At 68.3% G+C, this 12,096-nt stretch carries 11 protein-coding genes; 6 read left to right on the top strand and 5 right to left on the bottom strand.

From position 1 onward, the window contains the following. Window positions 1–23: 23 nt before the first annotated feature. The gene (locus BLW02_RS03890) at window positions 24–365 is read left to right on the top strand and encodes a hypothetical protein (RefSeq protein ID WP_092697119.1); all 342 of its coding nucleotides are present in this window, start codon (window positions 24–26) and stop codon (window positions 363–365) included. A gap of 60 nt (window positions 366–425) precedes the next feature. Then, complete coding sequence (locus tag BLW02_RS03885) at window positions 426–1,874, top strand: coniferyl aldehyde dehydrogenase (protein ID WP_092697218.1); 1,449 nt, start codon at window positions 426–428, stop codon at window positions 1,872–1,874. On the opposite strand, the gene BLW02_RS03880 is transcribed toward BLW02_RS03885, so the two are convergent. Both BLW02_RS03880 and BLW02_RS03875 read right to left on the bottom strand, forming a co-directional pair. Then, a complete protein-coding gene (locus BLW02_RS03880) occupies window positions 1,846–3,705 on the bottom strand; it encodes a hybrid sensor histidine kinase/response regulator (RefSeq protein ID WP_092697118.1) in 1,860 nt (619 codons plus the stop codon). The genes BLW02_RS03885 and BLW02_RS03880 overlap by 29 nt on opposite strands. Beyond that, the gene (locus BLW02_RS03875; RefSeq protein WP_092697117.1) at window positions 3,692–4,342 is read right to left on the bottom strand and encodes a response regulator; all 651 of its coding nucleotides are present in this window, start codon (window positions 4,340–4,342) and stop codon (window positions 3,692–3,694) included. The genes BLW02_RS03880 and BLW02_RS03875 overlap by 14 nt, the downstream gene beginning before the upstream one ends. A 218-nt stretch (window positions 4,343–4,560) precedes the next feature. Between BLW02_RS03875 and BLW02_RS03870 the strand changes: the two genes are divergently transcribed. The 3 genes from BLW02_RS03870 (at window position 4,561) to BLW02_RS03860 (ending at window position 6,862) form a co-directional block, all read left to right on the top strand. After that, window positions 4,561–5,064 (top strand): hypothetical protein, encoded by a 504-nt coding sequence (locus tag BLW02_RS03870; protein ID WP_092697116.1) that lies wholly within the window; start codon window positions 4,561–4,563, stop codon window positions 5,062–5,064. A gap of 121 nt (window positions 5,065–5,185) precedes the next feature. Next, window positions 5,186–5,704: a GNAT family N-acetyltransferase gene (locus BLW02_RS03865; protein WP_024814453.1), complete on the top strand. Its 519-nt coding sequence runs from the start codon at window positions 5,186–5,188 to the stop codon at window positions 5,702–5,704. Between the two features lie 9 nt (window positions 5,705–5,713). Then, a complete protein-coding gene (locus BLW02_RS03860) occupies window positions 5,714–6,862 on the top strand; it encodes a methyltransferase (RefSeq protein ID WP_092697115.1) in 1,149 nt (382 codons plus the stop codon). Between the two features lie 40 nt (window positions 6,863–6,902). Here the strand turns inward: BLW02_RS03860 and BLW02_RS03855 are convergent, their stop codons facing one another. Then, the gene (locus tag BLW02_RS03855) at window positions 6,903–7,418 is read right to left on the bottom strand and encodes a hypothetical protein (protein WP_092697114.1); all 516 of its coding nucleotides are present in this window, start codon (window positions 7,416–7,418) and stop codon (window positions 6,903–6,905) included. 263 nt (window positions 7,419–7,681) lie between these two features. On the opposite strand from BLW02_RS03855, the gene BLW02_RS03850 reads away from it, so the two are divergent. Beyond that, the gene (locus tag BLW02_RS03850) at window positions 7,682–8,635 is read left to right on the top strand and encodes a tRNA dihydrouridine synthase (RefSeq protein WP_092697113.1); all 954 of its coding nucleotides are present in this window, start codon (window positions 7,682–7,684) and stop codon (window positions 8,633–8,635) included. 7 nt (window positions 8,636–8,642) lie between these two features. Here the strand turns inward: BLW02_RS03850 and BLW02_RS03845 are convergent, their stop codons facing one another. Then, complete coding sequence (locus BLW02_RS03845) at window positions 8,643–10,508, bottom strand: phospholipase D family protein (protein ID WP_092697112.1); 1,866 nt, start codon at window positions 10,506–10,508, stop codon at window positions 8,643–8,645. A gap of 162 nt (window positions 10,509–10,670) precedes the next feature. Further along, complete coding sequence (locus tag BLW02_RS03840) at window positions 10,671–11,873, bottom strand: ammonium transporter (protein ID WP_092697111.1); 1,203 nt, start codon at window positions 11,871–11,873, stop codon at window positions 10,671–10,673. Window positions 11,874–12,096 lie beyond the last annotated feature (223 nt).

Below are 12,096 nucleotides of genomic sequence, written 5' to 3'. Positions count from 1 at the left end.
TGGCGGATGCCTGAGGAGGTTGTTTGAATGATTTTGTGGCGGGCTTGACCCGCTGGCTCATCCGGGCCGTGGTGGTGGTGGCCGGGCTGGTGATGTTTCTGAGCCTGCTGGCCGCTGTGCTGGTGCTCGCACTGGCGTGGGGGCTGCGGGCGGTCTGGGCGCGGCTTACCGGCCGGCCCGTCATGCCCTGGACCATGCGGGTGGACCCGCGCACGGGTTGGCGCACGGTGTACCGCTCCACCGAGCGCTGGTCCACCGCGCCCGCTGCCGATACGCCCTCGCGCCGCGCGGGCGTGCTGCCGGGGGCCGGCGAGGTGGTGGACGTGGAGCCGCGCGAACCGCGCGAACCAGCCGATTTGCGGTAAAGCCGGCAAGCTGGCAAGGCACAGGTTCTTACGTTTCAGGCAGGGGGGCCGTCTTCTATGATGGCTGCCATGACACCTGACGACATCCGCGCCCAATTCAATCTGCAACACCAGGCCAGCCGCGAGCACATTGACGTGCCCCTGCTGGTCCGCCGCGAGCGCCTGCTGCGCATGCAGAAGATGCTCGACGAGCACGGCCCCGTGCTGGTCGCCGCCGTGCAGGCCGACTTCGGCATGCGCTCGCCGCGGTTGACCGAGATGGCCGATTTTTTCGTGCTGCGCACCTTGCTGTCGCACACCTTGCGCTACCTGGCGCGCTGGATGAAACCCCAGAGGGTGCGCACGCCCTTCTTTTTGCAGCCCGCGCGGGGCTGGGTCGCGCGCCAGCCCCTGGGCGTGGTGGGTGTGATTTCTCCCTGGAACTACCCCGTGCAACTGGCGCTGGCGCCCGCCATCACGGCGCTGGCGGCGGGCAACCGCGTCATGCTCAAGCCCAGCGAGCTCACGCCCCACACATCGGCGCAGCTGGCCCTGCTGGTGGCGCAGTTCTTTGCGGCGGATGAATTTTGCGTGGTGCAGGGCGATGCGGCCACGGCGCAGTTGGTGGCCTCACTGCCGTTTGATCACCTGGTGTTCACCGGCTCCACCGCGGTGGGGCGCAAGGTGGCGCAGGCGGCGGCGCAGAACCTGACGCCCACCTCGCTGGAGCTGGGGGGCAAGTCGCCGTGCATCGTGGACGCCGATTGCGACATGCAGGACGCCGCGCTCAAGATTGCCCACGGCAAGCTGCTCAATGCGGGCCAGACCTGCATTGCCCCCGATTACGTGCTGCTGCCCCGCGGGCGCGAGGCCGAGTTTTTGCAGGCCTACCAGGCCGCGGTGGCGCGCCTGTTTCCCGGCATCGAGGGCAACCCCGATTACGCCTCCATCATCACGCCGCGCTACTATGCGCGGCTGCGCACCCTGCTGCAGCAGGCCCAGACGCAGGGCGCAGAGGTGCACACCATCGATCCCACCGCAGGCAAGCCTGTGGTCGCCACCGTGGGCACACTGGGCGACGGGGCCAGCCGCCAGATGGCGCCCTCGCTGGTGTTTGGCGCCACGTCGGGCATGGGCCTGATGCAGGAGGAGATTTTTGGCCCCATCCTGCCCGTGATCTCGTACGACCGGCTGGACGATGCCATCACCCACATCAATGCGGGGCCCCGCCCACTGGCGCTGTACTGGTTTGGCCGCAGTGAAGCGGTGCAGCGCGATGTGCTGCGCCGTACCGTGAGTGGCGGTGTCACGGTGAACGACACGCTCATGCACTTCGCCCACGACAACCTGCCCTTTGGCGGCGTGGGCGACAGCGGCTGGGGCGCCTACCACGGCGAGCAGGGTTTCCTGCGCTTTTGCCACCAGAAGTCGGTGCTGGTGCAGTCGCGCTGGGCCATGGGTTCGCTGCTCTATCCGCCGTACGGCCCGCGGTTCGACCGCATCATGGGGCTGTTGCGCCGCTGGCTGTAAGCGCCGCTGTCAATGTGCCTCGGGTGGCGGGGCGCTCCTGGCCCTGGGCCAGCAGCTGCACCATGGCCTCGCGCAGCTGGCCGGTGGACACGGGCTTGTGCAACAGCAGCGCCGAGGTGCTTTGCGCATCGCGCAGGCGCTGGGGCGAAGTGTCGCCCGTCATGATGATGGCCGGCACCGCAATGCCCAGACGGGTGCGCAGGGCCTGCAGCACCTGCTTGCCGGTTTCCTCGTGGCGCAGCCGGAAGTCCGTGATGATGAGATCCGGCCGGCGTTCGCCCAGGCGCGCGAGCGCTTCCGCGCCCGATCCGGCCACGGTGCAGCGGCAGCCCCAGCTTTGCAGCAGCGACTGCATGCCCAGGAGCACCGCTTCGTCGTCGTCGATGGCCAGCACATGCAGGCCCTCCAGGCTGTGGTCGTCGGATGGTGGCGCGGCTTCATCTTCCAGTGCACCGTCCCACGCATCCAGCCAGAGGCGAAACACCGAGCCCCGGCCCGGCTGCGAGTGCAGCTCGACCGTGGTACCCATCTCGCGCACCAGCCGGTGCACGATGGCCAGGCCCAGACCCAGTCCCTTGCGCCGGTCGCGTTCCGGATTGTCGAGCTGGAGGAACTCCTGAAAAATGTCATCCCACTGGTGCTGGGGAATGCCGACCCCGGTGTCCCACACCTCCAGGGCCACGCGCTGGCCGCGCCGGCGGCATGCAATCAGCACGCCGCCCCGGGCGGTGTAGCGCAGCGCATTGGAGATGAAGTTGCGCATCACCAGGCCGACCAGCGCGCGGTCGGCGTGGACGGCCGCCGAAGTCTCGCGCGTGCGGTACACGAGGCGCGCGTTGTCGGCCTGCACGCCAAACTCCTGCTCCAGGGCCGTGAGCAGGGGCTGCACGGCAAATGCCGCCGGGCGTACCTTGACCACACCTGCCTCCAGCCGTGAGTAGTCGAGCAAGGTGGTGAGCATTTCTGCCGCGGCGCTGGATGCGGCATGGGCATGGTCCAGCACCGTCTGCTGGTGCTCGTTCAGGGGGCTGCGCTGCAGGCTCTCCAGAAACAGGCCCATGGCATGCAGGGGCTGGCGCAGGTCGTGGCTGGCTGCCGCCAGGAAGCGGGATTTGTCGCGATCGGCCTTTTCGGCAGTCTTCTGGGCCGCCAGGGCGCGCTGGGATTCGGCGCGCAACTCGCCCACCAGGCGCACGTTTTCCAGCTTCAGGGCAATGCTGCGGCGCGTGGCCGTGTCGGTGGTGCTGGCCTGCATGCAGGTCAGGCCGTAGTACACCAGCGTGAGAACCAGCGCCGGCCACAGCACCGGCCCGCCCGCCATGGCAATGGCCAGCAGCACGCCGCCGATGGCGCAGCTCAGGTAGGTGAGGTAGGCGCGGTACAGCGGCGCCCCCAGCCCCAGGGCGCCGGATGACACCGTGCTGATGATGCCGATCGCATAGATCACGCTGTCGGCGTTGCCCCATTGCATCACCACCAGGCCCAGGCTGCCCCAGCTCAGCCCCATGCCGGCCATGCAGGCCATGCAGGCCATGAGCTTGTAGGCCGACGGGCGGGCGGGTGCGTGGGTCGGGTCCATGCTGCGCAGCGCGAGATAGACCCCCGCCACCACCAGCAGGTGCGAGACCAGCCAGGCGGCCAGCGCCTGCCCGTCGACCCCGCTGCCCATCACCCACAGGGTGCCCAGTGCCGTGGCCAGCGAGGCCAGCAGGGTCATGGGAAAGTTCTGCCGCAGCAACGCGACCTGCTCGCGCAGGACATCATCGCGCTCCCAGCGCAGCGACGGCCAGGGCCAGCGCAACGCGATGCCCAGCGCTTCAGCCGGCGTCATGGTCAGGCAGCGTCTGCAGTGGCGGCAGCGACAGGCCCAGCCGCTGCGCAGCCAGCAAGGCTGCGCTGCGGCTGTTGACGCCCAGCTGCGCAAAGATGGCGGCCACATGCACGCGCACCGTGTTCTCGCTCAGCCCCAGGTCGCGCGCAATCACCTTGTTGGGCTTGCCGGTGCACAGCAGCGCGAGCACATCGAGCTGGCGTGCCGTCAGCGAGGGCGCGGCCGGGGCACGGGTGGCGGCGGCGTTGCCGCTGTTGGGGGGGAAGCAGGGCGCGCCCGACAGGGCGCAGGTGATCGCCTCCAGAATGTCCTCGCCGCTGGCCGACTTGGGCAGGAAGCCGTCGGCGCCGCGCATGCGGGCCTCGTACACGGCGTCGGGTGCCATGCTGGCGGATACCAGCACGATGCGCGCCCGGGGGCAGGCCTGGCGCAACAGGCGCAGGCCGTCCAGGCCGCTCATGCCGGGCATCTGAATATCCAGCAGCACCAGGTCCGCGTCGTCCAGCTGCAGCGCGCAGGCCTCGGCCACCGTGCCGGCCTCGGAAATGCAGGCCACCGCGGGATGGTCCTGCACGATCAGGCGCAGCCCGGTGCGAAACAGGGTGTGGTCGTCAACAAGCAGCAGGCTGGCGGGCATGTGGCGAGTATTGCGCACAACGCCCGGGCGTGGGCCTAGTCCATTTGTGCGATGGACGCACCGGCGTGCGCTTTCTAGACTTTGTCCCAGGCGTTGTGAGGGCTCGCAGCTGGGCCGCAACGTACCGCCGATCCTGTCCTGGTTGTCCAAAAAAGAGGTTCATCATGAGTGCCAGTGCTTTGCATTTTGCCGCCGGAGCTTCCGCAACCCACCCACACATGGCCCATCCGCGCACCGTGGCAACGGTTGCGGGTGCTGGCGTGGGGGGCAACACCGTAGCCCGGCTGGTCCAGGAAAACTGCCCCCATCTGCTGCCATCGGTCGGCGTGGTCCTTGAATACCTGGATGCGCAGGCGGGCACCTGGCAGTTTTCGCTGGACGACGGGCAGACCTGGCGCGCCATCCGCACCGACCTGATCAACCGGCCCGGCCACATGGGCCTGGCCCTCGATCACGGCGCGCGTTTGCGCGTGGTGCCCCTGGGTACCAGCCGCGAGGGAGCACGCATGGTGTTCCATGCCGTGCAGCGCAGCCATGGCCCCGGCAACGGCAGCTATCGCCCCTACGCACCGGATGAACGCGAGGACGCCTCGCTCAGTGTGACGCTGGTGCTGGGCCTGGGCGCCATCAACGGGGTGCCGCCGGCCGTGAAAGTGCCGCGTCCGCGCAACAAGCGGGCCCTGGCGCAGGGTGCGCGCGCGGCTGCGCTGGCGCTTGCCTGAGGGCGGGTGCAGGGGCCTGTGCAGGCCCCCGGATTAACCGGCGGTGCAGGGTGAAAAAGCGTTTCGGCGACAATGCCGGTCCTTTTTGTTTTTCCACTCCCTGTTTTCGTTCGGTTTTTCCATGTCCAGTATCCAGGTTCGTCCCGCCACGCTTCGCGATGCCAAAGCCATTGCACAGATCCACACCGTATCCGCCCAAGAGGCTTACAAAGGTCTGGTGCCAGACGAGCAGTTGAAATCCATGTCGGTCGAAAAGCGCCAAGCCTACTGGCGCGAGGCCATCGAGTATTGCGAACCCCAGGTGCAGGTCGCCATCGATGGTGAAAAGATCGTCGGTTTTGTCGGCTATGACCGCTCGCGCGATGAAAAATCCCGCCCCACCACCGGTGAAATCTGGGCCATCTACGCGGCGCCCACCCATTGGAACCAGGGCGTAGGCCTGGCCTTGTGGGATGCTGCCCGCGACGGCCTGCACGAAGAAGGCTGCACCAACGTGACCGCGTGGGTGCCCCTGCGCAACGAACGCGCCATCCGCTTCCATGAAATGGCCGGCTTCAAGCGCGAACTCTCCACCGCCAAGACGGCCGTGGTGGGCGGCGTGAAGATCGAGGAAGTGCGCCTCAAGCGCCCCATCAACTAAGGCCATCCCATGATCTCCTGGAGCGACTCGGGCCAGACCCACGAAGCCCGCTGGCGCTCCGAAAGCGGGGCGGCCGCGCCGCGCCGCGTGGTGGTGGCCGATGACACGCTGCCTGCCGACACGGCCTATCGGTTCGCCTGTGAAGGCACCGGCCTGCTGTGGCAGGGCGACTTCCAGAACGCCCGCATGCTGCTGCAGGCCCTCATGCGGCGGGTGGACCGCAAGCCACCCAAGGCGACGGCCAAGGCCGCCCAGAAGATAGCGGCAGCCACGGCGGCCGAGGTGTTTCACCTGCACCGCCAGGCGCAGGCCCAGCGCGCACGCGTGCTGTCGGCCTTGCTGATCCCGCTGGAGGGTGATTACGGCATTGCGCTGCGCCGTGCGCCCGACCTGCGCCAGCCTTGCACCGAAGCCTGGGGTCCGGCCACGGGCGAGCGCTCGGTGGCCTCGCTGCGCGAGCTGCTGGGCCTGGTGGGAGCGCACGAGTGGCGCAAGAAGGGCGTGGAGGTGCCCGCGCTGGGCGCCGCACCGAACAACCGTATCCATCCGCATTACGGGGTGTTTTCGCCCGTGCGCGGCGAATATGTGGACCTGGTGGCAGCCGCAACCCTGCCGTCCAAGGCGCTGGCCTTTGACATCGGCGTGGGCACGGGCGTGCTGTCGGCCCTGCTGGTGCGCCGCGGCGTGCAGCGCGTGGTGGCCACCGAGAACGCGCCGCGCGCGCTGGCCTGTGCCCGTGACAACCTGCAGCGCCTGGGCGTGCTGCCGCAGGTCGAGCTGCAGCCGGTGGACCTGTTCCCTGCCGGGCGCGCACCGCTGGTGGTGTGCAATCCGCCGTGGGTGCCTGCACGCCCCAGCTCGCCCATTGAACATGCCGTGTACGACGAGGGCAGCCGCATGCTGCGGGGCTTTCTGGCGGGGCTGGCCGATCACCTGGAGCCTGGCGGCGAGGGCTGGCTGATTCTGTCGGACCTGGCCGAGCACCTGGGCTTGCGCTCGCGCGAACAGCTGCTGGGCTGGATCGCCGCGGCCGGCCTGCAGGTGCTGGGCCGCGCGGACATGCGCCCGCGCCACGCCAAGGCGGTCGACGCGAGCGATGCCCTGCACGCGGCCCGCGCGGCGGAAGTCACCTCTTTGTGGCGCCTGGCGGCGGCCTGATCGATCCCAACCGATGGGGTGACGGGGCTGCGCTGCCCGCTCAGTCGCTCATGGCGGCCGACAGCGCGCGTTCTGGCGGCTGCAGCTGCTCCAGGCGTTCGCGGATGCCGTGGGCGCGCTCCTGACCGGCCACCTTGGCCACCTCGGCGATCAGGGATTCGCCCACTTCCAGCATGCTCTGGCGGTCGCGCGCTGCGCGCAGGGCCGCGTGGTAGGCGCGGGCCAGATCGGGGTCGCGGCGGGCAAACAGGCGCTCGGACAGATCGAACAGGTACATGCGCGTGCCCGCCAGGGAGCGCAGGGCTTCGGTCGGCTCGGGGGGCGCTGGTGGCGCGGGGGCGGCAGTGCCTGTGGCGTCGGTGGTGGCCAGATCGGTGAGGTAGCCCTCGTGCAGCAGGTGCTCCACCATCTGCGCGCCGATTCCGTTGTACATGGCCTGCAGTTCGGCCAGGGGCCTGCCGTCCGCCAGCAACAGCAGCGAGCGTTCACGCAGGCTCAGGGTGCGAACGCCGGGCGAGAGTTCACGGCGGGCTTTTTCGGTTCGTTGGAGCAACATGGGCGCGCGGATCACGGAAGGGGAGTGCACGCATTCCAGCAGCGCGCGATGACGCTGTCATGACCTGCCCAGAGCCCGGCATGGCCGGCCGGGCCCCGCGCCGGGCTGCCGCACAATGGCGGGCTCTGCCGCGGCCTTCGGCGGGGTGTTGTTTTGCTATATTTATAGTAGCTATCGACGCTTTCTGCATAGGCGCAATGGCCTGTTTTACTGTCAATTTCCTCTGAAAATCCTCCGACCCGCCCTGGCGGGTGGATCGTCCCATGACCCTGCTGCTCGCCCCCATGGAGGGGCTTCTGGATTTTGTGCTGCGCGATGTGCTGACCCGCGTGGGCGGCGTGGACCGCTGCGTGTCCGAGTTCATCCGCGTCACCGGCACCGTGCTGCCCGACAAGGTGTTTCTGCGCTACCTGCCCGAGCTGCGCCATGGCGGGCGCACGCTGGCGGGCGTGCCGGTGCGCGCGCAGCTGCTCGGCTCCGACCCGGCGTGCATGGCCGACAACGCGGCCCACCTGGCCGCGCTGGGGCCCGAGGGGATCGACCTGAACTTTGGCTGCCCGGCCAAGGTGGTCAACCGCCACGGCGGCGGCGCGGCGCTGCTGCAGGAGCCCGAGCGCATTGCCACGCTGGTGGCCGCCGTGCGCCGCGCCGTGCCGGCCCACCTGCCGGTGTCGGCCAAGATGCGCCTGGGCTTCAACGATGCGAGCCTGGCGCGCGAGTGTGCGCAGGCCATGCAAGCCGGTGGCGCCAGCGAGCTGGTGGTGCACGCGCGCACCAAGGCCGATGGCTACCGCCCGCCCGCTTACTGGGAGCAGATTCCGGCCATCCGCGCGGCCGTGCACATCCCCGTGGTGGCCAATGGCGAGATCTGGACCGTGGCCGATGCACAGCGCTGCCGCGCGCTGTCGGGCTGCGACGCCCTCATGCTGGGCCGTGGCATGGTGGCCGACCCCGGCCTGGCCCGCGCCATCCGCGCTGCAGACCGGGGCCAGCCCGGCACCGACCCGGTGGAGTGGCCGGCATTGCTGCCGCAGCTGGCAGCGTTCTGGCAACTGGTGTGCAACGACCTGGAGCCACGCCAGCGGGCCGGCCGGCTCAAGCAATGGCTCAACCTGCTGCGCCGCCGCTACCCGCAGGCCGAGCAGGCCTTTCAGCAGCTGCGCACCATGACCGATCAGCGCGCCATCACCGCCTGGGTGGCTGGCTTGCAGCCTTGAGGCCGGGCTACAGCAGATGGTCGGGGGCCAGCGGCCCCAGCAGCCACAGGATCAGCCGCAGCGGCAGGCTGGTGTCGGGATCGGCGGTGGCGTCCGGCAGCTTGCTGCCTTGCGGCGCCCGCCAGACCAGGCCACCGCCGGCCTGCAGCTCCACCTGCCATGCGGCCGTGCGCAGCGCCTGCTCGATGCTGGTGCCGGCCTGGCGTGCCAGCATGGTGCTGCGGATCAGCAGCGCGATCTCGGTGTTGTGCTTTTGCGAGCGCATGTCCAGGTTCATGGAGCCAACGGCCAGCAACCGGTTGTCCATGATCAGCAGCTTGGAGTGGAGCATGGCGCGCGAAGACCCGGTGCTGCCGCCACTGCCGCCCGTGGCGCTGAAGGCCTGGCGCAGGTCGGTGGCCTCGCTGTGCATCTCGTAGAGTTCGACGCCCATGGCCAGCAGCGCCTTGCGGTGGCGCGCATAGCCGACATGGGCGATGGGCGCATCATTCGACGCCAGCGAATTGGTCAGCACACGCACCCGCACGCCCCGGTCCCGCGCTGCGGCAAAGGCGGCGGTGATCTCGGGCCCGGGCACGAAATAGGGTGAAACGATGAGCAGGTCGCTGCGGGCCTGGCCCATGAGCTGCAGCAGGCCATCCACCACGGTGTCTTCCCTGCCGGCCAGATCGTCAGCCGAAGCACTCTGCGCTGCGCCCGGGGTATCGTCGGCAGGTGCATCGGTGGCAGCGTCGGGGTGGGGGGCTTTGGCGTTGCGCCGCTGGGCCTTCAACTTCGCCACCGTGACGCCCGGCGAGGGCGTGGCGGGCTGGGGTACCAGCGGCTGAGTGGCGGCGGAGGACTCGGCCGGAATCTTGGCCGGCTTGTCCACCAGCACCACGGCGGGGGCCCACACAAAGCGTGCGGCCTTCAAGTCGAGCGGCTGCTGGTCCCAGACCCGGCTGCGCCGGGCCTGGCTGGCGGCCGCGTCGGCGTCGGGTGCCACCGGGGTGGACGCCGCGGCCAACGGGCTGGAGGCGGCCGCGCGCACCGTGGCAGGCCCGGCGTGTGCGCCTGGCTCCTTGTCGGTGGTGGCAGGCGACGAGCGCAGGGCGTCCAGCTCTTTGGGCGTGATCAGCGACTGCACAGGGTAAGCCCGCTCGTTGTTCCAGTAGCTGTCGAAGCTGCGCGACAGGTCCTTCACGATGGGGCCGGCTGCCAGCACATCGAGGTCGAGAAAGTTGCCCGATGTGTCATGGCCGAAATAGGCATCGCCCAGGTTGCGCCCGCCGGCCACGCCCATGGCGTTGTCGGCGATGAAGAGCTTGTTGTGCATGCGCTGCTGCACCCGCGAAAAATCGCCCAGGGCGCTGACCATGCGCCACACGGTGGAGTTGCGGGCGCCGGCCACCGGGTTGAACATGCGCATTTCGATGTTGGGCTCGAAGGCCAGGCGCATCACCTGTGCGTCTTTTCCGGTGCTGTGAAAGTCGTCCAGCAGCACGCGCACGCGCACGCCGCGCCGGGCGGCGGCGATCACACCGAGCAGCAGCCGCTCGGTGCTGGTGTCGGCGTGGATAGCGTAGTACTGCAGGTCCAGCGTTTTCTGTGCCGCTTCCACCATGGCCAGGCGGCTGCCATAGGCCGCCTGGGGGCCGGCCAGCAGCACAAAGCCCGATTCAAAGCGTGCGTTCGCCGTCGCGCGGCGCTCGTCCACCAGCGTGGCCAGTGCGGTGCCGGCGGTGGCTTCGAGCGCCGTGGAAACAGGGCGCCGCACATTCTTGGGCAGTTCGGCGCAGCCACTCAGCGCAAGAATGAGCAGGGCAGCCCACCATGGCGGCAGGTGCCGGCGCAGCAGCGTGGGAAGAAAGCCGGAAACAAGGGCGAGGGTCATGGGCGGGCGTAGCGGCGTGAATTGGTGGCGGGCACTCCCAACGGGGTGCGCCCCAGCGTAGCGGGCCGCGCGCCCGGTGGATGTCAGACGTGGCGCCGTCGTTTCAACACACCAAACCAAGCTCTCGGGGCACGGCGCATCCGGGCCCTGGCGGCTGCAGGCTTACCAGCTCACTTCGCGGTCCGGCGTTGCGCTGATCTTGTGGATCGACAGGTCGGCACCGTCGAACTCCTCTTCCTGCGACAAACGCAGGCCCAGCGTGGCCTTCAGCACGCCATACACCAGTGCACCGCCCAGCAGCGCCCACAGCACGCCCATGGCCGTTCCCATGAGTTGCGCCCACAGGCTGACACCGCCCAGCCCACCCAAGGCCTTGCTGCCGAAAATGCCTGCGGCAATGCCGCCCCAGGTGCCGCACAGCCCGTGCAAGGGCCACACGCCCAGCACATCGTCGATCTTCCAGCGGTTCTGGGTGAGGGTGAACATCACCACAAAGATGCTGCCGGCCACGCCGCCCACCACCAGCGCACCCAGCGGGTGCATCAGGTCGGAACCCGCGCAAACAGCCACCAGGCCGGCCAGCGGGCCGTTGTGCACGAAGCCGGGGTCGTTCTTGCCCAGCACCAGCGCGGCCAGCGTGCCGCCCACCATGGCCATCAGCGAGTTGACCGCTACCAGCCCCGACAGCTTGTCCAGCGTTTGCGCGCTCATCACATTGAAACCAAACCAGCCCACCACCAGCACCCACGCACCCAGCGCCAGAAAAGGGATGTTGGAGGGTGGATGGGCCGAGATGGCGCCATCCTTGCGGTAGCGGTTGGCGCGTGACCCCAGCAGCAGAACGGCGGGCAGGGCAATCCAGCCGCCCACGGCGTGCACCACCACCGAGCCGGCAAAGTCATGGAAGGCGGCGCCGGTAAGGGCGGCAATGCCAGCCTGGATGCCGAAATGCTCGTTCCAGGCGATACCTTCAAAAAACAGGTACACAAAGCCAACGATGGCGGCTGTTGCCAGCAGTTGGGGCCAGAACTTGGCACGCTCTGCAATGCCGCCCGACACAATGGCCGGAATCGCCGCCGCGAAGGTGAGCAGGAAAAAGAACTTCACCAGTGCAAAGCCGTTTTGCTGGGCCAGCGTCTCCGCGCCCACCAAGAAATGCGTGCCATAGGCCACGCCGTAGCCCACCAAGAAATACACCACCGTGGACACCGAAAAATCCACCAGGATCTTGACCAGGGCATTGACCTGGTTCTTTTTGCGCACGGTGCCCAGCTCCAGAAACGCAAAACCGGCGTGCATGGCCAGCACCATGATGGCGCCCAGCAATATGAACAAGGCATCGCCGCCCTGTTGGTGTGCATTCATAACTTCCTCGTGCTCTGAATTGATCTGTTCTGGTGCAATCCGGACGCAGGCGCCAGACTTGCACCAAAATTAAGCAATAAACGCGCCAAAAAAAACATGGAGGTGCACCGCCGGTTCGCCCCATCATGGGGCATTGTCTTGAGGCAAGTGCAAAAACAATGTTGAAACATGGCTATGGCGCTTTGCTGGCAAGCGCGAAAAGCGATCTTTTTTGATGGCCAGT

It is taken from the genome of Acidovorax soli (assembly GCF_900107605.1).
Taxonomy (GTDB): domain Bacteria; phylum Pseudomonadota; class Gammaproteobacteria; order Burkholderiales; family Burkholderiaceae_C; genus Acidovorax; species Acidovorax soli.
The sequence above is the reverse complement of the archived record's forward strand: the minus strand, read 5'-3'. Positions and strand labels throughout refer to the sequence as shown.

What these genes read in the sequence shown, in the direction of transcription:
- BLW02_RS03860 (WP_092697115.1), top strand. Translation starts at nt 5,714, where the DNA reads ATGATCTCCTGGAGCGACTCGGGCCAGACCCACGAAGCCCGCTGGCGC.
- BLW02_RS03850 (WP_092697113.1), top strand. Translation starts at nt 7,682, where the DNA reads ATGACCCTGCTGCTCGCCCCCATGGAGGGGCTTCTGGATTTTGTGCTG.
- BLW02_RS03870 (WP_092697116.1), top strand. Translation starts at nt 4,561, where the DNA reads ATGGCCCATCCGCGCACCGTGGCAACGGTTGCGGGTGCTGGCGTGGGG.
- BLW02_RS03845 (WP_092697112.1), bottom strand. Translation starts at nt 10,508, where the DNA reads ATGACCCTCGCCCTTGTTTCCGGCTTTCTTCCCACGCTGCTGCGCCGG.
- BLW02_RS03885 (WP_092697218.1), top strand. Translation starts at nt 426, where the DNA reads ATGGCTGCCATGACACCTGACGACATCCGCGCCCAATTCAATCTGCAA.
- BLW02_RS03865 (WP_024814453.1), top strand. Translation starts at nt 5,186, where the DNA reads ATGTCCAGTATCCAGGTTCGTCCCGCCACGCTTCGCGATGCCAAAGCC.
- BLW02_RS03880 (WP_092697118.1), bottom strand. Translation starts at nt 3,705, where the DNA reads ATGACGCCGGCTGAAGCGCTGGGCATCGCGTTGCGCTGGCCCTGGCCG.
- BLW02_RS03875 (WP_092697117.1), bottom strand. Translation starts at nt 4,342, where the DNA reads ATGCCCGCCAGCCTGCTGCTTGTTGACGACCACACCCTGTTTCGCACC.
- BLW02_RS03855 (WP_092697114.1), bottom strand. Translation starts at nt 7,418, where the DNA reads ATGTTGCTCCAACGAACCGAAAAAGCCCGCCGTGAACTCTCGCCCGGC.
- BLW02_RS03840 (WP_092697111.1), bottom strand. Translation starts at nt 11,873, where the DNA reads ATGAATGCACACCAACAGGGCGGCGATGCCTTGTTCATATTGCTGGGC.